We start from the raw sequence: 23,473 nt of genomic DNA, 5'->3' as shown, positions 1-23,473 counted from the left end.
GACTGATAGGTGAAGTATTCTACAGGACCAACGCTGGCGGCATTGATATTGCGCGACAGATGTCGGTTACTCGCCAATTTCCTTCTCTTTCACTAACTCGCGCTCAACCCGGTGAAGCTGGTCGGTCACACTTTCCCGCTGCCGCGCCTGTTGACGGTCCTGTTGTATGACCTGACTCAGCCCGGCCTGCTCCTGCTGCCGGGACTGTTCAGCCTCACGCTGCAGTGCACGGGACTCTGCGCGCTCCGCCTGTTGCTGAGCATCCGGGCGTTCGGCGTCACCCGACAAATGCGGCGCAGCCTCCGGCTGCTGCTGGCGTCGGGCCTCTTCTGCCAGCGCTTTCGCCATCCGCTGCTCTTCCGGCGTTTTGAGGCTCACCGGGTCCGGCGTGTCGGCAAGGTTGTCGGTCGGGTGATGAGCAATGCCGGCATTGTCCGGCAGAACCAGGCCACCACTCAGACGCTTCATGATGGCATCGGTGGGTGATTCACCCCTGACGACCACAATACCGTCGCCGGGATGCTGCATCCCCAGCTGCCGGGCCTCTGCCAGGTCTGCGGCCTGACGGGTCAGGCCGGTTTCGCTTTGCCGGAATAACACCAGTGTGGCATCTTCACTGCCGAGCAGGCGGGCGTTATCACTCAGGCCCCGTAACCGGCCATCGCCATCAAGCTGCACCTCCCGCAGCAATACCGCCCGCTGTACGCCGCTGGCATCGTGCACCGGCAGCGCCACATGCGGCGCCGGATATTTCCGGCTGCCGTGGATAAAGCGGGCCTCGCCCGCCTCCGGTAACTGTGTTGCCAGTGCCCGCCCCAGGGCGCTGGCCGATAATGGCGTGGCTTTTTCCCACAACTGCCGTGCAGTTGCCGCCTGACGGTCATCATCGGCCAGCAACACATCGTGGGCCGTCTGCCGCTCCGCCGGTGCGGAGACCTTCTTCAGCCACTTACCCAGATTGTCGGTATAGACCTGTACATGCGCTTTTACACGCGACAGGCCGACATACGCATCGCGCAGAGAGGCCAGCGCCTGGCGCCCACCGTCCACGCCGGCAAGCACGATGACATACAATGCGCTGGCCCCCTGAGCCTTGTGCGCGGTTCCGGCATAGCCGTAGTCCAGATGACGGTCGGCAATGTCGGTATTCGGATTCAGGATGCGGGTCTCCTCCCCCTGGGTCAGCTGCAGCTCGCCCTCTTTTGTCACGCCGGTGACGGTCCAGTTGCTGTTCGCTTCGCGTCCGCGCTCGCGGTCAGAGCGGGAGAAACTCACCTTCTCCCCGACCGAGACGGCCATCTCCCGGGGTTTAAACACCGCGATGTCCCGCAGGCTGCTCTCAAAGGCTGACAGCGCCTGTGCCTGACCGGTCTCATCAACCAGCTCGACATAACCGTTCTGACGGCTGTCCTGCCCGGCCCGGATGGTATAATAGCGGTCGTTAATCAGCGCGATATTGCCGTGTTGCGCAGCCATCCCCGCCACCGACTTCAGTCTGTCGGTCTGCGTTTTCACCCGTTCCAGCACGGTAATGGCCACTTCACGGCCAAGCTCGCCGCGCTCCTGCAACTGAGCATGAATGGCGGTATTGATGGCGTTCTTGTCAGCGTTGGTCTGGGTGACAATCGGCGTATTGTCACGTGCTTCTGCGGTACGACCGGTAAAGTCATCGACGATGGCCTGTATCACCCGGTCACCCTGCTCTTCCTTCTGCTCTTTCGTCTGGGGGATGGCCACCACGGATTGTGTCGGTGACCAGCGACCCGGCGTTCTCGGCACCGTATCCGGCGTCACGCTGCGGATGGTGTCCAGCGCAGCCGGGACCTGGCGGGCAATGACCGATTCAATGGCCGGTTTCAGTGCCGGACTCTGGCGCACAATATCCTGCATGATGGCGGTATCTAACGGACTGCGTTCCTGCAGTAGTGTGAAGGGCGCGCCGTTATCCACCGGCAGCAGCTGGTCCCGGTCACCGCTCAGCACCGCGCGACCACCGCCGGCGGCAATATAGCCCATCGCATCGGCCATATCCCGGTTACCCACCATCGAGCTCTCGTCCACCAGGAACAGGGTCTTACTGAAATCGGGCGTCCCTCCGCCCTGAATCCGGCGCTCCACATCCATCAGGAAGCTCGCCAGCGTCTGCGCTTTGACGCCTACATCAGCCATCTCACCCACCGCCCGGTGGGTCGGGGCCAGCCCGACGACGTCCGGGCGCTGGTCTGCCGGCAGGGTCTCCAGCGCCGCCAGTACGGTTTTCAGCTGAGTGGTCTTCCCCACACCGGCATAGCCCTGTATCCCGATGAAACGGTCGGTGCTCTCCAGTATCAGGCTGGAGGCCTGCTGCTGCCCTGCCGTCAGCCCTGCAAACAATGCCGGGTCGGCGTGGCTCAGAAGCGATGACTGCGTATCCAGCCCCTCCACCACCAGACGGATGATGCGTTTCTCCGCCTCATAGCTCGCAGCCGTCACATACAGCTGCTGTGCGATGCCTTTCGGTCCCGGTACCGGGATGAGTTCACCGGTCTGCACCTGGCGGGCCAGTTCACGGTCCACATCATCCTTACGCAGGGAGGCATGCAACGGCAGCGCATTCGCCAGGACGTCGGGGCGACTGAACACCACCTCACTGCCCTGGGTCAGCGTCACTGCCTGCCGTACCGCTTTCTCGGCCGGGCTCATCAGCGCATCCTGCGCCGCCGACATCGCGTCAGCCAGCTCACCGTTCTGCGGGTTCACCTGCGCCAGCGCGGTACGGTACAGCGGCGAGCGGGACAACCGGCGCTCAGCTTCATCGTTTGCCAGCGGGGTATAAAGCTGTATGTGTTCGCCGCTGCGGGCCAGGGTATTGAGCATCGTCGCCCCGGTATCGCGACCGGAGACCGCTGCCAGCACCGTGCCCTGCTCGCTGACACGCTTTCCCGGCGAGGTGACGTAACCGTACCCGGCCTTCAGCGGTTCATCGGTACGAGTAACCCGCGTCTGCCCGTCATGCTCCACCACCAGGCTGTTCTTTCGCACGGCCTTAACGGTGACACCGTCACCGGCACGCTGTTTACCCTGCCGCGCCAGCCAGGTCAGTTTCTCCCCTTCGGCAATATCAACGGTCTGTGACCGGTACAGGCTCCAGCTGCTGTCCACCTGACTGAGCTTCATCCCCTGACGCTGACCATCCTCCCCGACCAGCATCAGTGTGCGGGTCTCCGCGCTGACGCGGTCAATGGTATAGCGCTGAGATACCCGGCTGTCCGGAGAGCGTTGCTCAAGCACCATCCCTTCCCGGTATGTGTCCAGCTGGCGCCGGTTCTTGCTGTCCAGCCACTGCGGAACCAGCGTGTCGACGGACACCGTTTTTACCCCGAGCAGTCCTTTTTCCTGCAGCGTCTTCCGCAACGCTGCCGTCAGTGTCTGCTGTTCACGCTCGCCGCTGACCTGGGCCACTACGTTCTCTCCCTGGCTCACCATCGTTACATAATCCCGGGCCAGAGCCGCATAGCGCTGCCGCTTGTCCGGCTCACTGACCACGCTGACGGCCACGGTACGTTCCGTTTCCGCCCGGTAGCGGGCCACCCCGGCCGCCTCCAGCGTCTGCAGGGCATTGCCGGTCCCGCTGCGCCCGCCGCTGTCCATCAGCAGCAGTTGGGACTGCGCACGAAGCGCCTGGTCGGTGACCGTCAGCGCATCACGGACGGAGAGCTTTTCCGCCCCGGCCACAATCAGCGTACTGTTCTCCGGCAACGCAGACTCTGACAGCCCTTTCAGCGTCACCACTTTATCCGCCAGACCAGGCTGTTCAGCCAGCCAGCGTTCACTGCTGCGGTCGGTGGCCAGCACCACCACTTCCCGTCCCTGTGACTGCGCCAGCTGCGTGCCGGCCAGCACCGATTCGCGCATACCGCCCGCGCCGCCGGGCTGGCTGACAATCGCCAGTGAAGGACGGTCTGCCTCAATCTGCTGCATCACCGGCACAGACGGCGAAGACCGGGCGGGAGCACCACCGGATATCACCACGGTGGATTTCATCTCCCCGGCCATCTGCTGCAGGCTCAGTTCGTCCAGCAGATGAATCGAGGAGGTAAACAGACCTTTCTCCCGGTCCAGCGGTATCAGCTGCTGGCTCTCAATCGCCGACTCAATGGCAGAACGCGCCATCACCGCAATCTGCTCCCGCGCATCGAGACTGTTCAGCGTCCGGTTGAGTACGTCGGAATAAGTGAAGCGGGTCCGCTTTTCACTGAGCTGAGAAATCGCCAGGCTTACCGCCTGACGGACATCGTCCGGGGTCGTCTCCGGCCGTACAGCTCTGTCACTGTCCATTGTCTTCAGACGGGCTTCAGCTTCCTGGCGAAACGCGCCGATATCGAATCCTTCCTGCTCAAGACGGTTCATCCAGTCGGTCAGCAGTTCTACCCGGTCGGGATCTTTCTGTTTGGCCTTACGCGTATCCAGCGCCGCCACGTCACGGGATTTCAGGGACGCGCCATCCCCGACGGCCTCCCGTATTTGTTGCGTACGCTGTGAAAATATCTCCACCGGAACACCCTCGATTTCCCACAGATCGTTTTTGCCGGTCACCACGGTCCGGAATCCCATCTCCTCCACGGCCTGACGCAGTTCGTTACGGTAGATTTTGCCCAGCGCAACCTGCAGGGCATAGACGTTCTCGATAAACCCGCTGTTGCCGACCTTATCGCTGGAAAGTGTCTTCCACTCCCCCAGGTACTCCGTCAGGTTCATCACTATCAGGTGCGTATGCAGCTGTGGATCAAGTTCACGCGAGGTGTCATGGTGGAAAGCCGCAGCCAGCAACTTACCTGTCATCTCTGGCTGGCTGACCCCATCTACCATGACACGCGTACTGGCCAGTCTTTCAATTTCCCCCATGGCCACACCGACAGCACGCTGATGCGCCTCCAGAATACGGCTGTCGCCCAGTACCACACCCAGTACGGAAATACTTTTGGGTGCCGACAGCGTCAGATCGTAACCCGGCCGGTGAATATTCTGACCGCCCGACATCCGGGAGAGATCGACGCCCTGCGGGAAAAATCCGGCCAGGGCATCATCGAATGTCTTCGCATCCACGGGGCCTTCCAGCCCTAACAGCTCTGCGGCTTTCCCCATCCAGGACGCTTCCATACTGCCGAGAAAGTAATAATTATCTTTCGCCATGTAGTAGCTGGCTCCGCCGCCAGCAGTCGATGATACGGTCAGCATTACCAGCGGTCCCCCGGCTCATACTCCCTGTCCGGTTCGTCATGTTCACGGTGAACGAGGATATTTTTCTCTTCTTCCTTCATCGCCTGCAGGGCCTCCTGCTCGTACGCCGCATAGTCTTCGTAACGATCTGGCTCAGTCAGAATTTCACCGGTCTGCGTATCCACCTGCAGTCCGTCATATTCCTTCACCCGGCCACCGTTCTGGACCGGGCTTGCCGTTGCCTGGCCGCTCCGGGTATCAGGTACAGGGGGCGTTACCGCTGCCGGGGGAGATGAATTGATGGCCTCGGATACGGTCGCAACCGGAGATACGGCGGCGGTTGTTGCCGGTACAGCAGACTCGCTGCTCTGTACCGCAAGCAGCCTGTCGATGCTGTCTTCATCCAGTTCACGGCGGGTAATTTCCTCCTCGATTTCCGGGTCCAGACTGTCATTCAGCTCCCGTGGCAGAAACTCTGCCGCGATAAAGTCCATTTTTTCGTAAGTCATATTCATACGCACTACCGGGTAATTCCCCGGCAGGGTTACATAACAGGTCAGGTCCGGCAGAGACTGGATATCGGAGTAGTTGACCAGATACTGGTCATCTTCCTGCTTGCTGAACGACACCCCGTCACGTACGGTATCTGCACCGTAGCTGTACTGCTCGTTAAACACCTTTGCCCGGCGCTGGCCCAGCTGACGCATCACATAGTTCGCCACTCCTTCATCCGGGGAGCGGAAGAAAAAGCGCGTATTGAGTAAATCCATCATCGCGTCAGCAAATTCACGACCGTAGGTGAAATCCAGCTGCGGTTTGTTCTGAAAACCGAGTACAAAACAGCCACCAAACTTACGGGCCTCCGACAGCACGCCAGGAAGTTCCGGCAGCTTATGCAGGGACGTCAGTTCATCGTAGATAAACCACACCCGGCGGGTCGGGTTCTCTCCCATCTCCAGCAGGCAGTTGGCCGCCTGCGCCAGCCACATGGAAATCAGTGGCTTCTGGGACTCGTGCTCCCGGGCATTGGAGGTGATCCACAGCCAGCCATTGCGCTGCCCCGGCTCGTTCACTTGCTTCATCCATTCGCGGATAGCAAAGCGGGGTTTTCCGGTGCGCTCAATCCCCTGCATGTAGCGCAATGCCTTCACGTAGTTGGTCAGCACACCACGGATAGAAATGGCGGTCTTCTCCACCTTCTCTTCCATCAGGTTGGAGGCTTCCGTCCCCTGCACGTATTCCCGCAGTGCCTTCAGATTGATGGCCAGCAGGGTACGCAGCAGCGCGTTATAGCTGCGATGCGGGTCATTCTGGAAACGTTTAGATACCGAGGTAAAAATAGTCCGGGCAGACCCCGTCCAGAATGGATCTTCTTTGGTACTCTGGGGGATCAGCGTATTGCCAATGGAATCAAAGTCCGATGTGGTCTGACACTCCAGCCACAAATCCCAGTTTTCACAGCGCTTATCACGTGGATTCAGCAGCTTATCGATGTTTTCATTAAAGTGGCGCTTAACCAGCGAACAGCCCTTGTCGTAGATAATCACCATGTCCCCGCGTGCACGCAGCTGCTGCAGCAGTTTGTTGAGGGCATTGGATTTACCGGAGCCGGGCGTACCATGCAGCAACAGGTTTTTAACCTCACTGTCGAGCAGCAGTGGTAACTGGTCAAAATGCAGTGGCGATGCTTCATTATTGCGGTGCAGGGTTCTGGCCACCGACTTCACGTCCTCCGTGAGCGAACGGCCGCCCACCAGATCATCCTGGGCCTGCTTCTCGCCGAGTCGGCGTAGAAGGTAATAGACGCCATAAGCCACCGCCAGCACCACACAGCTCGCCAGGAATACCGCAATAAACAGCTCCTGCAGCGTCAGCTGACCTGCATAGGTCATATAGGGGTCTTTCAGAATGGCTGCAGAGGTAAAATGCAGGATTTGCCCGTCATAAGGAACATCATATACGGGCGGTACATTGAACAACGCTTTTTCACCGCCAGCGGAAAAGTATAACCACCAGTACAGCCCGCCGTTACGCATGTCCTGCCACGGAACCCGCATCCAGAAAAATAACGGCGTCAGTACAAAAAAAAGATTCAATAACCAGAAGGCAATACGGCGGTTGACCTGCATAAACATATTCAGCATATAGCTGAATACCTGCCCGCCCTGGGTAATGTGCTTGGTGGAACTCATTTATCCCTCCCGGCATATTCACATGAAGGCGAGACAATCAGCTCATCAGAAAAAACATCGTGAAACTCAGCATCTGGATCATAAATAACAATGAGGTCATCATTATTCCATTTCATCATGGGCAGAAACTGGTTTATATGGGCGTATCCCATTCCTGTCTGGCGCAAAGACGAAACATTTCCTTCAGGCAGTACGGCATCAGAACTGACATTATCAGAACAATTCATATATAAACCCTTATTTTTCAGACTCGACGACGGGTACTGTCGGTGTAAGACAGCACTTTACTGAATATAATGAAATTAATAGGGCAACCCTGAATAGGGTGATGGCAGAAACCTAGAACCACAGTAATCTGGCATACTGATTCAGAATTTATTTCTAGCTCAATATGCCGGAGAACAAACGAAGTGCGTTAGAGTTTAATTTCTGTAATGGTCGTTACCGGAAGAGAAGTAGTCATATATATTGTCCGGACGAGAAGACGAACTCGAGTCAGAGTAGATTTTGGGTTCATGGGCTGGCGCCCCATAAAAATTCCCTTTAGAGTCTACAGCCCCCATCATGGGTAACCCTGTTGTCGGATTAATCTCGAAAGAATTTATTATTTCATGACCGCGGGTATGCGGTACGACGAACTTCTTTTTTTGCTCAGGAAAAAGACAAGACAAATCCTTTTTCCCAACCATCCAAAATATAAACCATCCTGACCAACTGGCAACAATGCTACCACCAAGTACCGCCAGACCACCTCCCCACCATGACCATGCAAGAATAACGATAATTGTAAAAAACGATACAACCGCTTTTTTCAAAAATACGTTATCTAGATATACATGATTAGCATCTAGTTTCCTGATGGCAGGCCATGACACCAATGAAAAAACCATTGGCACCATGCATATTGCAAAAGAGATAACGCATGGCATTATATTCAAATAACTAATCGAAATGAAGGAACCAGAAAACAATATTGCATTAAAAACAATAACAACATAGTTAATCCAGTAACACAGCATCCACTTACGAATCATTTATTTTTATCCTCATACTGTTTTTGCATGTCGCTTGCACGCTTCATTAATTCGTCACGCTTATCACCGCCAGGAAGAGCACTCTGTCGCACCTTCTCATTCTTGTTTTCTTCATCAAACCGGCGTCCCTGAACCTGATGGTCTTGCTCCAGTTCAGTATACTGTTTATGTACCTCGCCCTGCTGTTTATTGACTTTTTCTTGAGCAGAATCAACGGAATGCTGCACTTCGGCCCGCGACTGTGAAACATCGCCAGCGACAGTCCCCTCGGCTTTCACACCGTGATCGGCAGCAGTCTGCGCCATATGCTGTTGCTGGTCGTCAAAGTCACTGCGTCTGACACCCTGCAGGCCGCCGCCCGGAGCAACACTGCCCATATTGTCACTGGTCTGTGCCCGGTTAGCCGCAAATTCCTGCGCCAGCTGCGGCATCAGTCGTTCTTCCACAAAGCGGCCTGCGAGAGCCTCGCGTTTCTCACGCACCGCGGGGTCGCTCACATCGGTCAGTATGCGGGTGGCATCCGGATCGTTCTGCTGCGCATACTCCACAAACTCCTGGGTATAGTTACTGCGCACCGAGTCGCTGTGGTTCTGCACATAGCTCGCCATCTGCGCATATTCGTGGCTCCGGGTCTGTGCATTGTTGTACTGGCTGGACTGTGTGCGCATGTCGCTGAAGGTGGCGGCCATCTGGTTAAGCAACGAGCCGGAGGCGTTGTCCGTATGGCTGCTGTTGTCCGTAGTCCGCTGGCTGGCGACCACGTCTACACCGTGACGGATATCCTTCAGGTCCTGGGCGCTAAAGTCCTTCGTGCTGCTGGTCCGGTTGCTCATATCCGAACTGGTACCATGCGAGGAACCATTCTGACCGTTATAGTCCAGTCTGGTATGAACATCACCTCCTGCACTTGATCCCAATCCCCATGCAGCAAGTTTACCAATAAGCTGGTCTTTCGAATCAACTTTAAAATGCGCTCCTGCACCGGCATTGAATGCCATATTCTGACTTTTTTCCATCGCCATACGCAGAGAATCGGCTTCACTGATATTATTATCACGGGCGTGACGCGTAATGGCGCTCTGCATTTTACTGATAGCTGCCGCATCGTTCGCACTGACGCTGCTGTCTGCCCCACGACTGACAGTGTCGCTGTTCCCTCGCTGACTGGCCCACTGTGACAAAAGGGACATCCCGGTACTGGTGCTATGATTAAGCGAATTGTTCAGGCTCTGCTGCTGGCTCATCGCATCACGCTGTAGCTTCTGGATACCAGTCTGGGATATCCGATCGCCCATTACCTCCGTCGCCAGTTTTGACATAGCCTGGCTGGTTTCCAGCACGGTGCTGCCGTCCCGTGTCCGGGTCGCCGTGGCACCGTTGCCCATCTGGGTCATGGCCATTCCGCTACGGCTGGCATAGTTGGTGTCCCACTTATTGCCGGCAACGTTGTCAGTCTGCAGATTATTGAAGGCCCAGCTGCCATCGCTGGCACGGGAGGATTCAGAAGAAGCCGTACTGTTCATTGCCGTGCCCAGGTAGTTACCGGCCTGCGACACTGCGCTACCCAGCCCTTTCACGATACCCCAGGCGAGGAACGGAATGGAGAGGGACAGCCAGCCGGCAATCGAACCAATATCCGCATGGGTCTGCTGGATGACCGACAGGTTCGACAGCGAAAAACTCAGCGTCCCTGTTTTACCCGTGAGATACATACTGACCGCGTAGTTGAGGATAGCGAACATCGGCCCCCAGGCCTGCAGGTATATCAGTGTGAAGATATACCCCTTCAGCACTTCCATCGTCAGGGTATGAATGGAAGCCAGCAAAATAATCACCGGGAACAGACCAATCACCATCGCCAGCAACACCGTATTGAGCAATGGCAGGTAGGTGGTGGCAATGCTGGTTGACGTGGCCTGACTCAGACGCATCTTGGTATAGGACGACTGCGAGGCCAGGTTGACCAGACCGGCGGCATCGCCGTTCTGCGCACTGGTAGAGGCGATGCCCTGCTTCAGGCCGTTCATTACCACGGTCTGTCGCATAATCTGGCTGGCACCACTCCCACCGCCGTAGTAATAGCTGTAGCTGTCACCCAGCAGGGTACCAAACAGCGCACTGGCGTTGGGTTTTCCACCGGTGAGCCGGGCAACATAGTAGTCCCAGGTCTTACCTCCATTCTGGGTGTCGGTGGTCAGCTGGGGTTGCAGAACATTTTTGGCCAGGTCCTGGCAGGTCATGAACCCCTCTCCGGTCGGATTATCATGCGATACTGCTGCACTATTACCATACGGCACCATCACACCACGTAACGGGCTGGGCTTGCTGAATATCAGCGAATACGGATCTTCGGTGTTCATCAGCTCCTGGAATGAGTATTTGTGGTTAAGCAACATATCGCCTACCACGCAGTTTCGCACATAAGCGGTAAACAACTCTGCCAGGTCACCATTACGGAAGGCAAAGTCGGTTGCGGTCCCCACCAGGTTGGCGCCGAACAGCATCCCGGTTTTACTGTAGGTGGCGGAATCCGGGGTATGGAATACGGTCTCAAAGCCTTCCGTCAGGGCGGTACCGATGCCGGTGATAAACTTCGCCGGTGCCGCCAGCCCCAGCGGCACATTAGCGACCGTATGCACACTGGTTGCGTCACTGCGGTCAATGATTTGCACCGTTCGCTTGGGTATGATGAGCACGCTGGTGAGAAACATAAAGAAAGCAATAAACTTCAGCACCTCCAGCGGGTCATGACCGCGGATGTAGGTGGCAAACAACACCATCACCGACATCAGCGCCGCAATACGAAACATTGAGGCCCATTCTGTGGTCCCCATCAGGACGGCCACGCCGTTAAAGATGGCCGTCAGAAACTCCCCGCCGCTCAGGACATAAACCGCATCCATCACAGGCCCCCTTCGCTGCCGCCGAAGCGGTAGTTCTGCTGATAGCGGTCAAGCAGCTGGCTTGAGGTCTGCTGACGCAAATAGCTCATCTGACGATCCATCTCAGCCAGCGCGTCGCTTTTCACCTGCACTTCCTGCTGCAGAGCCTCCACCTGACGGCTGGATTCGCTGATGTTGGCCCTCAGCGGTTTCATCACCTCTTCATCATAATTCCGGCTGGCCAGAGAGAGTTTGGCCTGTTCAATCAGCTCTTTCAGATACTGCAGCATAATGTCGTAGGCGATGTAATCCGACAACGAGGACAACATGTCAACGTTGAGGCTCAGTTGCATCGGGTCCACCAGGTAGCGCAGCACCGGAATGGAGGTACTCTGGATAAACCCTTTTTCCGCCGCTGACAGCGGTTCATCAGTACGTAATTTATCTCGGATACTGCCAATCATGTCTCTCACCCGCGATATCAGGGCGCGGTTACTGCTGATAGTCACGGACCCGTTTTTCAGCTCCAGGCAGTCGCCGCTCGAGACGCAGCGCTGGATCTCAACATTACCGCCCTTCATCAGGGCTACCAGTAATCCCTGGTGGTTTACCTCCGGTATCAGAGATTTTGCCGCGCCATTGCGGTCAAATATCAGCGTCCCGGTCAGGTTCATCACCATTTCTTTCAGTTCAGTGTCCCCGTCAAGCATGGCATTACGCCCCAGCAGTTCCCACATCAGGTTTTTGTTACGCAGTACCCGGTCCTTGTCCTTGTCACCAGCCTTATCCAGCACGCTGTTCATTTCTCCGCCGACCGTGCAGCCCTGTCGGGAGGCCGCCCAGTCGGCAAAGAGGTTGCTTTCCCCCGCAATGTCCTGACAGACCTTCTGCTGGGAGACCTGGGTCTTCGGCCACAGGCCGCCGATGATGCCCTGCGCCGCCTGGCAGCTGGAGATGTTCATGCTGTTCATGTCCGCCGCCAGCTTCTGCAGATAGTCCTTGGCGTCCTTCAGCTCCGGCGCCACGGTTTGTAGTGCAAGGTCGAAAAAGTAGCCCTGGGCGTTGGCCATCAGGTTTTTGATGAACTGCTGCAGCTGGTCACTGTTAATAAATGAGAACGACCCGAGGTAGGCATCGATGCCGCCGCAGCCGGCATTCAGTGACGGCGGGGTAAACGACATCACCTGCATCTGTTTGACCGGGCTCCTGAGAAACAGGTTACCGCCGGTCATATAGCCTGCCGCCTGCCCCTGCCAGGCAGCAGCGCCGGTGGCATTACCTTCAAAACCCAGCTTGTTGAAGTAGTTATTAAGATCGCCATTCACATCTGCATACGCGCACGCACTACAGACCAGCGCCAGTATCCCGGCCAGAAGCGTTTTACGCATGGTTGTCATCCTTACTACGCATGGCTAAATACAAATCAACGAAATGCGTTTTAATATCACCAACAACATCAAGGAGAAAAGACACACCGGATGCGGCAAGAAAGCCGGCCGCTGCACACCAGAAGCCAACCGGCATGGCATACATAGTCAGATTGAGCGGGGTTTTCATCGACTGATTTTCCGCGTTTAGCGTCATAAATTCCGCAATGCCATAACCGAGCGCACTGAACATGGCGTTCCAGTATTTCCATGCGCCCCAGCCAGCAAAGCCACAGGCGATCGCCAGCAGAAAAAAGACAACAGCAAATTTCATCAGAAAAGATGCCTGTTTCATTGAAGTTCTCCGGAAGTTACAGATAAAAGGAGTTATATGAAGCGGTAAGTGGGACGCTACCTCTGATGGAACATCAGAGCCTGATTTATCCTCTGCAGCAGACTGTTCATATCCGTTATCCCCTGCGCCAGTGGCCAGCTCTGCAGGGTATTCACGTTCACCAGCCAGGTCGTGGGCGTCACGCCGTTATTACCGGGGCCAAAGAACTGATCGAGAACGGCACGCGGGGCCGGGATCGCCTGCGGAAAACTCACATCGCCCTTTCCGTCCAGCGTATAGGGGAACACCTTAAAGCCCGTCTGCGTGGACAACTGGATAAGCTGCGGATCAAACTGCTGACAAAAATGACAGGAAGACTGCATAAACAACACCAGTCGATAATCGGCAGTATTTATCGAACGACCATCCGGAAGACGGTATGCCCGCCCCGCAGGCGTAGTGGAAGTCTCTGGTACTGACCTTAGCTCTGCCCGGGGCTGCAATTCTGACTTGCCGGCTTCCAGCGCCTTTAGCTCATCCAGCGTCGAGCCGTGCGCCATCAATACAAACCCGCTCAGCATCAGTACCAGCCCCAGCGCCACTTTTGGATATTGGATTTTCATCACAGTCCCCCCGGCTGCCGTACCGCTCGCCAGGCATGCCATGACGCCAGCCCCCAGCCTGCCAGACCCAGGGCGGCACCACAGAGACTGAGCAATAGCGAAACGGCAATACTGACCCACTCAAGAACATCAACCTTGTCCGGCCCCAGACTAATAGCCCGCGCATCCAGCGCCATCCCCGCCAGATACCAGAACACTGGCCCCGCTGCCATAAAGGCCATGCCACAGAACATCAGCAGGTTCTCCTGCCTGATCTGTTGTTCGTGCTTATGATGAGAAATGCCTTCTTTTGTCATATTTTCCCTTACCTTAGTATTGCGCCTTAAAATCAGTCGCCACATCGAGGAAGCGGCGGGCTAAGTCGTCCTGCGTCATGAAGCCCCAGGCCAGCGGCTGATACTGCTCACTGCCCGGTTCAACCAGCATCAGGGCCGGGAACTGGCTGACGCCCATCTTCGCCGCCTGGCCACTGTCCTGCCGGGTCTGTGGCAGGGCTTCGCTGCGCGCGCCGTCCATGCTGACGGGGATCAACGACAGTCCGTACTGTTGTGAGAACTGGTTCACCGTGGCCGCCATCTGCAGATCCTGCGGATTGTTACCCCGGTAGAACATAAACAGGCCATAGCGCTGACCCAGGTTATGAATGGCATCATTCTGCTGCTGACGGGCCGCCGTCTGCTGCAGGGTTGCGGTGCCGTTATAACGGCTGTGCTCCAGGTTGTAATCGAGATCCGGATACAGCAGCAGCGCCTTTTTGGCCGACTGCGTAAACTGCCCGGACAGGTTCATCAGATAAGACTGCATGCGCAGATAGTCCGCCGCTTTCTCCGGGGAAGGAGACAATATGGCGCTGTTGAGCTTTTCTTTTGTCAGCTTCTGCAGAAGTGACATCTGCAGGTTTGGCGGCAGGACGCTGAGCGGGACAGTGTCATCTTCCGGCTCATCCTCCTCTTCTGGCTGAGGTTCGTTGTACCAGTGCCAGCCCACAATGGGCGCATCCACATAGGTCCCGGTGGATGAGAAGGCAGCCGGAGGAAATGCGCTTTGTGACGGTTCAGTACTGACGGTCGCTGCCTGCGCCCCGGTAACAAGCAACAGAAAAGCTATAGAGAATGTTCGCTTCACTGGCCTCCTCCCGTCACCTTACCGGCAATCTGCTCTTTGACGCGGTCAAGCAGCTCCTGGTCTGCCGGCAGCGTGGCACCGTTCTCCAGGTCATCATAAAAGTCGGCAAAGTTAATATTATCGAAATTCAGACGCTGCAGTTCTGGCACCGTCAGCCCACGGCAGTCCGGCGAACTTCCGCTGCCAAAGCCAATACCCAGCTGGCCGCGACGCCCCTGGTCCTGAACGATTTTCGCGAGCTTGCTCTCAAACTGGCAGTACCCTTCTTTCTTCTCAAGGCAGACGCCTAGCACCTTATGCGCACAGTACGAGCCGACGTAGATACTCAGCTTGCGCTTCTTGGCCTCCGCCAGCGCCTTCTCTTCGGTGTTACAACTGGCAAGTCCGACATCGTTACCCCAGCCACTGTCCTTGCAGCAATTGCTGAAACCCGCCATCGCCTTACGACAGCTGTGGCCCTCACCGGTAAAGGCGGAGACGTTGACACCATTCAGGGCGGCGATATCTTTACCAGCAGCGGCCAGCGCGGCCAGCCCCGAAACGGCTGACTGAAACCCATTTGACTTACCGTCATCCAGCTGGTCGCAGCTGCCATCAGTACAGACCAGTTCACCACCGCACAGCTGCGCGCTGCCGCTCATTTTTTCCTCGCAGGAAAAGACTACCTGCTCACGCAAACAGGTACCATTCAGGCTGTCGAGGCAGGCAGTGGAGCCAACGGTACAGGCGGGGTTCTGCATATAGTCGTTACAGGTACCGTTATCGGCAGACTGAGAGACATATGTGTCGGTATACTGCCAGCAGTCGCTGTGCAGAACATAGTTCTCACCGTTGATGGCAAAAGTGCGATCGCCACCAGGGTCGGTACAGACGCTGTTGATCAGCACCTGGTCTGTTTTGTCGAACGGACAGTTTTCTGACCACACCACGTCCGGGACCCATTTTTTGGCGGGTACTCTCATCATCACCGTCAGAGTGAAACGTATTTGCCCCTGCTGAAGCTGTCTGAAAAGGATGTCATCCACCGAGCCAATGCAGGTACCGTTTCCCGAACAGCTTGTTCCCTGCACTACCGTTCCCTCATTCAACTGCATTCCTGCTGCATTCAGCGTAAAATCGCCGCTTCCGCTTGCATTGAAGGTAGTGTTCATGAAGCTGACTTTTGAATTTAACAGGTATGCCTGAGTAGTGATGTTGAGACTGGCAGAGAGGCCGACCCCGGTTTCCGGCGGGGAAAACCCAAACACTATCTGTTTTCCACTCCGGGAAAACGTGAAGTGATCGTGACTGATAATGAAACGCTTGTCTTCTGTTGTATCTTCTTCATGACCTCCTCCGGGACCCGCGGTGCGTGTACAGGCCAGTTCAACCGCCGGGGTACGTTCGCAGGTGTAATTGGTGATTTGGGTCTTATCCACGTTCACATCCTTGCACTGCGTATCGGTACCAGACATGATGGTTTCAGCCTTATCCTCAATATCCAGCGAACCGCTGATAAAGGGAGCGTCGGTGGAGATGAGATCCTTCGGGCGATTCTTAATGACCTCCATGATGGTCTTACCGGCTTCTCCGTTATGCATCTCACTGTTGCCGGCGTTTTCCAGGTCGGGATTACTGGTGGCGGTGGTCCCGCCGTAATAACCGGATTCATCCGGTTTCGCGGTGTAGCCGGGGATCGTCGCCGCCGGGTCGGTCCCCTTCATCACATTCATCCCCTGATTCTTCACGCTGCCGGCATACTTTGCCGCCTCGTCATACTGCGGGCTGGCCAGTACGGATACCGCCGTTGCCAGCAACAAAATGCCCGGTATCAGCTGTTTTTTCACGATGCCCCCTCCTTCAGCAACTTCTTCGCCGTATCGGCACAGTCCCCTTCTGCTGCAATCCGCTCCAGAGCTTCCTTCAGTTTCAGGTTGCCAGTGAGGCGGTCATATCCGGCATCACAGGTCACCACCAGGGCCGGAACCGTGGTGATGCCGTATTTGCTGAACTGCCGGGGATCTATCTGCACCCCGCCCTGATTGTTCTCCCGCGCCAGACGAAAGACCGATTCCACGGTTTTGCGGAAGTTGTTATCAACCAGACCGTTAATCAGTGCCGGGATATGAAAGCGCGTTGCCGCCGGAACCATCTGCTTCAGCCCTTCCTCGGGGATGGAAAACGACAGAAAGTACAGCGCATCCGGGCGGGCCTCGCTGTCCGGCGCAACGGACGACTGCACCCGGCGTTGCATATCACCTATCCACTGGCGATCAGCCCCGGAGAGCTTGTCCTGCAGAAGGGCGTTGACGTCCGGCATTGTTGCGGCGTTCTGCGGAAGCTGACGTATCGCCGCACTCTGCTCCCGCAGTGCACGAAAAAGGTGCTGCTCGTCTGTCAGGCCATCGGCCTGTACGCTGGCAGCCGCCAGCAGTGCACCGACCAGCACGGTAAAAATTTTAAGGTTCATCAGGTTGTTCCCGCAAAATCAGAGGAAGACGCAGTTACGCTTGCGCCAGATGAGGTAACCAAAGTTCTGTCGGCTCGCCGGCGTGGCATGCCCGGCCTCCCAGGCCATCACAGTACGACCAAACGGGTGACAGCGTCCCGCATCCGGATACATGTTGACCATCTGATAGCGGTAACGATCTTTCGGCATAATGGGCGACGGATACTCATAGCACACGGCCGTATCGGCACCGACGCTGTTCAGGATCATCCCCTGGCGGTGCAGCTTGTAGTCCATTCGCTCGGAGAGCAGCACACTGGCGGCCTGCGGGCTGGCCTGATTGGAGACAAACCCCGTAAACGGGTACATGCTGCCGTGCGAACCGGCACACCAGAACAGCGGGTTTAAAGGTTTTGAAACGGCACTGGCCAGCGCATCAGCGGCACAGGCCCCCTGCGCGATAGGGTTGGCGAACAAAAACGCTTCAGGTGCCAGCACCGAGGCCAGCGAGCTGTCATCCCAAGTCGGGTCCAGTTCGGACAGATAGCCAATATCCATGTCCCCGCCCTGCAGACAACCGAGGTCGGTGATAATATTGAGCCACCAAGTCAGCGGGTATTTGTACCAGTGGACGTGGTAGAAGGCACCGGTATTGACCGCCCCCTGGCGTTTCCCGCCACCGCTGCCGAGCTTGCCGGCGCTGATGCTCACACCACCGAGATTGACCATGCAGAATGGCGCGCGGGTTACATCGGTCAGGGCAAACGGCTCCCAGAAACCAATCGCCAGTCCGATACGCTGAAAGACAGGCGGCGGAACCGGGCAGAACTGGATGGGGGACGACGGGTTCTCCGTATCCGGCAGCGAACCGGACGACACCGTCGCATTACCGATAGACATCGGGAACATACATTCCCAGCAGATATCGGTGATCGGATTGACAAATCGCCCCTGGCATTCGGGTTCAGAGGCCTGCGTACCGGTACCGATTGTCAGACCGCAGGCCAGTAGAAAAGCAGAAAGTCTGAATGTCATTTGCCGGCCTCCGGGTATTCAGGCTCACTCAGCCAGCGCTGCCGATCGGCATCAGACAGGCGATAACGGTCAGACACCTGCTTCAGTAACATGCGCATTCGTCCATTCAGGCGCTCAAGAATAGGCTCAGCGGTCTCCCGTATTTCACGGTCGGGCAACGCCTTCATCCGGGCCGCAAGCTGCTCCACCTCCATCAAATCATACAATACACCGCCGTAAGGCTCAGTCAGCTCACGAACCAGAGATTCAAACCGCTCAGCAACCGCCAGATAGCGCATCACGATCCCATCGGCATCCGCCCGCAGGCGACGGTATTCCCGTCGCTGGAATATCACCACTAACAGCAGCGCGCCGACGGTGAAACACAGCAGGGTAATAACAAGCGGGAACAGCATTATCGGGCCTCCTTTATGGGGGCTGAGGTGATCTTCAGGCGCTTACCGTCCTGACTGACCATCGCAGGAATGTAGTGAATACCCAGTTTCTTCGTCAGTACGCCTTGCTGGTCGAAGTAGATACGCTCTGACAGCGCATCTGCTGCCGTTTTGATGTTGCCGTTGACCAGGATGACCTTGTACACAGGCGTGGGCGGGATTTGCGCCTTCATCCAGGCGACCTGGCGCGTATCATCACCGTCGATAAAATAGAGGGTGGTATTCAGCGCCAGCGTATCCAGCGTATCCAGCGTATCCAGCGGGTTCAGGGTATCGCCCTGACGCGCAAAGACCTGGCCCTGCGCATCGGCCAGCGTCTGGCCAACCACAAAGGTCGGGTCATACCAGGACGTATGTGCCTTCGTGTCTGTAACCAGTCCTTCTGCCGGTGTCGGGCGCAGCGTGTGCGCCACCACCCGGTCCTGGAACTGTTGCTGCAACTCCGCCAGCTGGCCATTATCCTGCAACCCCTGCAGGCGATCCTGAATCAGCGCCAGAAAGCTCTGCTCCTGCACCGGCCAGACATCTCCCCATGAGCCCAGATCTTTTGCCTGCCCGACCAGTGGACAGACCAGGAACAACAACGTCAGGTATCGTTTATGCATCAGTACCCCACCTTATTTCGGTGCTCCAGTACGCTCTGGCACGGCGTGCAGGTGTCCGCCCACGGTGCCGCCAGACGGCGGGCCTCCGGGATGGTTTCACCACATGACTGGCAATATTCGCTCCCCGCTGCCTGCAACTGATGGCGGATAGCCAGCACCGCCACGGTGTTCGTCAGCTCAACAACGTCCTGGGCCACATCGGCTTCGTCACTCATGACTGTCTCCTTCTGCCATCCGGTTCGCCACCTCTGCCTGAACATCAGCAGTGATATCGCGGGCACCGCCCACCACTGCCGGTGCCACCAGGATGACGGCGCCGTGATGGCGTTGCCAGTCGGTCAGTGCGGCATTGAGGGCGGTATTAAAACGCGCGGTGGTGGCTTTTACCTCCTCGTCGCTGAGATGACGCCCGGCCACCTGAGCCATAAAGTTATTCACCGTTCCTGTCATATCGAAGCTCACCGTCTCCGGTCGCTGCCATTGCGCCAGCAACATCGAGATGCCGGCATTCATGACCAGAATAAAGGCGGTGACACAGGCCACCGGTACCAGGCAGCGCCGGCGACGGCGACTAAGACGTTGATGGGATGATGTTGAAGAGACGTTATGACGCGTTCCGTCTGCCGGGGTAACGTCCGCAGACGGTTGTAATTCAGGGGACTCCGGTTGATTCACGACTGTATCTGCCATTGTTCCAGCACCTCCATTTCCTTAGCGTATTTTTTACGGGCCAGTAACCAGAGCGCTTCGTGGACGGTTTTCCCCTCCTTCAGGCACTGTTCACGGAACTCAAAATCATCGCCATCGGACGAGAACATCACCCGGCTCAGCGGGTCAAGAATCAGGCGGTGATACGAGACCTGCCCAGCCACGCGCAGCATAAAGGCGCTGAAGTGCGCGTCTTTTGCTGAGGGGAAGCCCTTAATGATGGTCTGCTCCGGTTGGCTGAACTGCCCTTCGTTCTTCTGGTTGTACTTGATGAAGGCTTCCGGGTTCTGGCGCAAAATGATCTTGAACGATGAGTTGGACCAGGCGGCTTTCGCCGCGATGCTGGCCTTGTCGCCGTCAAAGTCTTCAATCCCCTGGGTGATGGTGATATAGGCCCCTCCGTACTTACGTGCCGTGCGGTAGCCGTTCTCAATAAAGTCACCGATAAAGCCGTTTTCGCTCGCCAGCAGCTTCCAGGCCTCATCGATGATGGCTGCCTTACGCTCACTGCGCGGGGACAGGAACATCCGCTGTTCCACGTAAATCATCATCGAGAACATGATGGCCGCCAGCAGGTCGGGTTTGTTCTTGAGGCGCCCCATCTCCAGCACGCAGAAGCGGACGTTGTCATCGAGCGCCGGTTCCGGGCTGTTGAAGTACTCGCCGTAAATGCCGCCGGTGGTGTATTTGTGCAGGGAGACCACCATTTCTTCCATTAAACTGCGGACCGTGGTGGTATCCCGGTATTCCGGGTCGGCGGTCCAGGCCTTCAGCAGCGCCTGAACATCATCAATCAGAACGGCATTCCCCTTACGCTTCGACGGTGCCTTTCCTTCCCATACCGCCTGCACGGCGTTGAGCAGGATGGATTTGGCGGTATCTTCCACTTTGCCAGACGGGTTTGAGAGGACAAGAAGCAGGTCGCGGATACTCTCTGCCGATTCAACAATATTGACGATACCGGCAAACGGGTTGAACTTGAGGTCGGTGGCATCGACATAGACCCCGCCAACGTTGGCGCACAGGGCCTTGTACGAATCCCCCATATCGAACACCCAGGCCCGCCCTCCGCTGTCGAGGATGTGCCGGATGATGGTCTGCATCAGGAAAGACTTCCCGCCCCCGGAGGTGCCACACACCCCGAGGTTATAGTTGTCATTACCCAGCCCTGACTTGCTGTCGAACAGGTCCAGATACGAGAGCTGGTTACGGTACGACGGAATGGGCACGCCCTTCGGGCAGATACGGTTGTCCGCCACCACCGGCAACAGATTAGCGACATTGAAGGACTCCGCCCGGAGCGTCGCACCGCTGCGGCACATATCGCTCCATAACCCTTCCGGCATCATGAACGGAAACAGCGACAGCCAGTTACGCAGCTGCATAAAGGTGGGCGAGCACAGTGAAATGCCATTGGCGCGGAAGGTATTCTGCAGCGCCAGTTCGCACATCAGGGCCTTATCATTATCATCCTCGCAGAACAGCGTGACGCCTAAACTGTAGCGCGCCAGCGCCGACTGCCCGGTAGACAGTCGCTCACGCAATCCGTCCCACTCACGGGCGGCCTTTTTAACCCCCGGCACCCACTTACCGAACGGGGAGTTTGCCCGCTTATCGTTGGTGGCAAACTTGCGTACCGCTTCGTTCTGACTCTTCGCCTGAACATCCAGCTCTGTCGTCAGCGTGATAGCAAAGGGGCACGGCACCGTCGACGTCGGGTCCAGCAGATTGCTGAGGTTGTTCCCGCCCTGCCACAACGCAAACTTCACCGGGTTCTTCTCCGGCATGTAGCTCATGATGCGGGTTTTCACCCGCCCCCCCTCTGCGGAGGACTGGCTCTGGTGCAGACAATCCGGCGTCACCTTCAGATTGATAGATCGGGCGACGCACTGAGCATTCAGTTCTTCATACGGATCTACTTCAACAGACGGCTGCGTGATGCGATCATGGCGGAAGTTCACAATTTCACGGACCAGCCCGACCAGCCCCCGGTCATCCAGCACCTCAGAGTGCAGGTTCGCGGCAAACAGCGACTGCTGTACGATACTCATCGTCTGACCCAGCGAGGCAAACAATTCATCAACATCACGACGCAACGGCTCGGCGTAGCTGATAAAGAGGCGATAGTTACGCAGCGACAGCGGGTAGCCTTTGTTGTTAGGCAGTCCGTACAGGGCACCGTGTTCATAGAACGCGCGGGTGATATGGTCAAAGCGCGTTGCCTGCTCCCCCTGCCAGGCCATGTCTGACAGACCGTTATCCAGCAGATGGCTGACGCACTTGCTCCCGAGGAGGAGCACGCTCAGCGGCTGTTCGCGGGGGAGTTTGTTACGCAGGAAATTGTCCAGGGCCTCCACGATACCGTCGTTGGCCCCAATCAGCGGCGTACATTCGAGGATAAAACCCATGGTGTTCTGGTTTACAAACAGGCCGCTGTCTTGGTCGTAATGCTGGTACGGCAGCACGCTGACCAGAGAAGGGTAGTCCATATCATCCAGCGCCTCTCCGGCCTTCGCGGCACCGTCCTTCCGCTGCCAGTCGGTCATCAGGCGACGGAACAGTTCATCATGCAGGGCCATATTCAGCTCCCGGCCCAGTGATCAGGCTTCACCACGAAAGACACTACCGACGGTTGATGCATAACATCATCCCGGTCAATCCAGCCTGCAATCCACAGTCGTGCCGTGGTCGGATTGATCCGTACAGGCTGACTGACCCCGGTATCGGCATAGCGCCGGGCTTCAGTGACAGGTGATGACGCCGGCAAGGCAGGAGAAACGGCTGGCCGGTGAGAAGGTACTGCCGGGCCTCCCGCATCCGGACGAACCGGGTGCGGCGCGGGCAGCAGACTCCCCGTCGTCGTTCTTACTGAGCGCGAACCCGCATCACGGGTAGCCGCCTGAATACCGGTCAGCGGTGAGGGTGAGACCGGAACCGGTGCCAGGCGCGGCAGGGTCTCAGCAGCCGCGTCCGTCTTTCCTGCATCACCATCAACGCCGGGCATCGCAGAGGAAGACGACGTACGTCCTGCCGCCTGCTGGTTAGCCTGCTCCATGGTGATGCAGCGGTCATGGGCCACGGTATTACAGTCAAAGTCAGAGTTCATCCCGGCACAGCCGGAGAGCAGGCCAGCGCCTGCCAGTAAAGGCATAATGAATTTATTCATGATTTATCCTGAGAAAAAGAGGTTCAGCGGGTGAAGGTTTTTATGGCCGCCGGTGCGCCGAAGAAGCGACGCTTATCACTTATCAGCGCGCCCGTCACCGGAACGGCGAAGCACATCATTCATGACACGGGCGCAGAGGTCGGATTTACCGCCACCGGTACGCCCGACAACTATCGTATGGCTACTTTGCGGCTCACCCTGCAGGCAGAATGGGTGAGCGGGCTGGTTCAGCGTGATAAACGTCGTGCAGTTATCCAGAATGTGTTGCGCCAGCTCCGGGGAAGACAACGAAGCCAGAGGATGGCGTTGTGGTTTACGCATACAATATCCTGAGTGGGGAA

At 57.0% G+C, this 23,473-nt stretch carries 20 protein-coding genes; all 20 read right to left on the bottom strand.

Features of this window, described 5'->3' with window-relative positions:
* Positions 1–66 precede the first annotated feature (66 nt).
* Positions 67–5,217 (bottom strand): conjugative transfer relaxase/helicase TraI, encoded by a 5,151-nt coding sequence (gene traI / locus H2P46_RS21310; protein WP_193406784.1) that lies wholly within the window; start codon positions 5,215–5,217, stop codon positions 67–69.
* Entirely contained in the window at positions 5,217–7,391 is a 2,175-nt protein-coding gene (gene traD / locus H2P46_RS21305; RefSeq protein ID WP_193406783.1) for a type IV conjugative transfer system coupling protein TraD, read from the bottom strand. The genes traI and traD overlap by 1 nt, the downstream gene beginning before the upstream one ends.
* Positions 7,388–7,618, bottom strand: coding sequence for a hypothetical protein (locus H2P46_RS21300; RefSeq protein ID WP_193406782.1), 231 nt, complete (start codon positions 7,616–7,618; stop codon positions 7,388–7,390). The genes traD and H2P46_RS21300 overlap by 4 nt, the downstream gene beginning before the upstream one ends.
* A 195-nt stretch (positions 7,619–7,813) precedes the next feature.
* Complete coding sequence (locus H2P46_RS21295) at positions 7,814–8,425, bottom strand: hypothetical protein (RefSeq protein WP_193406781.1); 612 nt, start codon at positions 8,423–8,425, stop codon at positions 7,814–7,816.
* The gene (traG, locus tag H2P46_RS21290; RefSeq protein WP_193406780.1) at positions 8,422–11,328 is read right to left on the bottom strand and encodes a conjugal transfer mating-pair stabilization protein TraG; all 2,907 of its coding nucleotides are present in this window, start codon (positions 11,326–11,328) and stop codon (positions 8,422–8,424) included. Before traG ends, H2P46_RS21295 begins: the two co-directional genes overlap by 4 nt.
* Positions 11,328–12,695: a conjugal transfer pilus assembly protein TraH gene (gene traH / locus H2P46_RS21285; protein ID WP_058655873.1), complete on the bottom strand. Its 1,368-nt coding sequence runs from the start codon at positions 12,693–12,695 to the stop codon at positions 11,328–11,330. Before traH ends, traG begins: the two co-directional genes overlap by 1 nt.
* On the bottom strand, positions 12,688–13,029 hold the full coding sequence (locus tag H2P46_RS21280) for a hypothetical protein (protein WP_193406779.1): 342 nt from the start codon (positions 13,027–13,029) through the stop codon (positions 12,688–12,690). Before H2P46_RS21280 ends, traH begins: the two co-directional genes overlap by 8 nt.
* Positions 13,030–13,085: 56 nt before the next feature.
* Positions 13,086–13,631, bottom strand: a complete 546-nt coding sequence (gene trbB, locus H2P46_RS21275) for a type-F conjugative transfer system pilin assembly thiol-disulfide isomerase TrbB (protein ID WP_193406778.1) — start codon at positions 13,629–13,631, stop codon at positions 13,086–13,088.
* Entirely contained in the window at positions 13,631–13,927 is a 297-nt protein-coding gene (locus H2P46_RS21270; RefSeq protein WP_017694233.1) for a hypothetical protein, read from the bottom strand. Before H2P46_RS21270 ends, trbB begins: the two co-directional genes overlap by 1 nt.
* Positions 13,928–13,940: 13 nt before the next feature.
* Positions 13,941–14,756, bottom strand: coding sequence for a type-F conjugative transfer system pilin assembly protein TraF (traF, locus tag H2P46_RS21265; protein WP_338103675.1), 816 nt, complete (start codon positions 14,754–14,756; stop codon positions 13,941–13,943).
* On the bottom strand, positions 14,753–16,582 hold the full coding sequence (gene traN / locus H2P46_RS21260; protein ID WP_193406777.1) for a type-F conjugative transfer system mating-pair stabilization protein TraN: 1,830 nt from the start codon (positions 16,580–16,582) through the stop codon (positions 14,753–14,755). The genes traF and traN overlap by 4 nt, the downstream gene beginning before the upstream one ends.
* Positions 16,579–17,205: a type-F conjugative transfer system pilin assembly protein TrbC gene (trbC, locus tag H2P46_RS21255; protein ID WP_193406776.1), complete on the bottom strand. Its 627-nt coding sequence runs from the start codon at positions 17,203–17,205 to the stop codon at positions 16,579–16,581. The genes traN and trbC overlap by 4 nt, the downstream gene beginning before the upstream one ends.
* 18 nt (positions 17,206–17,223) lie before the next feature.
* Positions 17,224–18,219, bottom strand: a complete 996-nt coding sequence (gene traU, locus H2P46_RS21250) for a conjugal transfer pilus assembly protein TraU (RefSeq protein WP_058655878.1) — start codon at positions 18,217–18,219, stop codon at positions 17,224–17,226.
* Complete coding sequence (locus H2P46_RS21245) at positions 18,216–18,614, bottom strand: hypothetical protein (RefSeq protein WP_193406775.1); 399 nt, start codon at positions 18,612–18,614, stop codon at positions 18,216–18,218. The genes traU and H2P46_RS21245 overlap by 4 nt, the downstream gene beginning before the upstream one ends.
* Positions 18,614–19,258, bottom strand: a complete 645-nt coding sequence (gene traW / locus H2P46_RS21240; RefSeq protein ID WP_193406774.1) for a type-F conjugative transfer system protein TraW — start codon at positions 19,256–19,258, stop codon at positions 18,614–18,616. The genes H2P46_RS21245 and traW overlap by 1 nt, the downstream gene beginning before the upstream one ends.
* Complete coding sequence (locus tag H2P46_RS21235; RefSeq protein WP_193406773.1) at positions 19,258–19,473, bottom strand: TraR/DksA C4-type zinc finger protein; 216 nt, start codon at positions 19,471–19,473, stop codon at positions 19,258–19,260. The genes traW and H2P46_RS21235 overlap by 1 nt, the downstream gene beginning before the upstream one ends.
* Positions 19,466–19,948: a type-F conjugative transfer system protein TrbI gene (gene trbI / locus H2P46_RS21230; protein WP_238939062.1), complete on the bottom strand. Its 483-nt coding sequence runs from the start codon at positions 19,946–19,948 to the stop codon at positions 19,466–19,468. Before trbI ends, H2P46_RS21235 begins: the two co-directional genes overlap by 8 nt.
* Entirely contained in the window at positions 19,930–22,545 is a 2,616-nt protein-coding gene (gene traC, locus H2P46_RS21225; protein WP_193406772.1) for a type IV secretion system protein TraC, read from the bottom strand. Before traC ends, trbI begins: the two co-directional genes overlap by 19 nt.
* A gap of 2 nt (positions 22,546–22,547) precedes the next feature.
* Positions 22,548–23,132 (bottom strand): type IV conjugative transfer system lipoprotein TraV, encoded by a 585-nt coding sequence (gene traV / locus H2P46_RS21220; RefSeq protein ID WP_193406771.1) that lies wholly within the window; start codon positions 23,130–23,132, stop codon positions 22,548–22,550.
* 75 nt (positions 23,133–23,207) lie between these two features.
* Positions 23,208–23,453, bottom strand: coding sequence for a hypothetical protein (locus H2P46_RS21215; protein WP_115408843.1), 246 nt, complete (start codon positions 23,451–23,453; stop codon positions 23,208–23,210).
* Positions 23,454–23,473 lie beyond the last annotated feature (20 nt).

Origin of the sequence: Mixta mediterraneensis, from assembly GCF_014946725.1 — a bacterium.
Taxonomy (GTDB): domain Bacteria; phylum Pseudomonadota; class Gammaproteobacteria; order Enterobacterales; family Enterobacteriaceae; genus Pantoea; species Pantoea mediterraneensis.
This window is presented reverse-complemented; position numbering and strand designations above follow the sequence as displayed.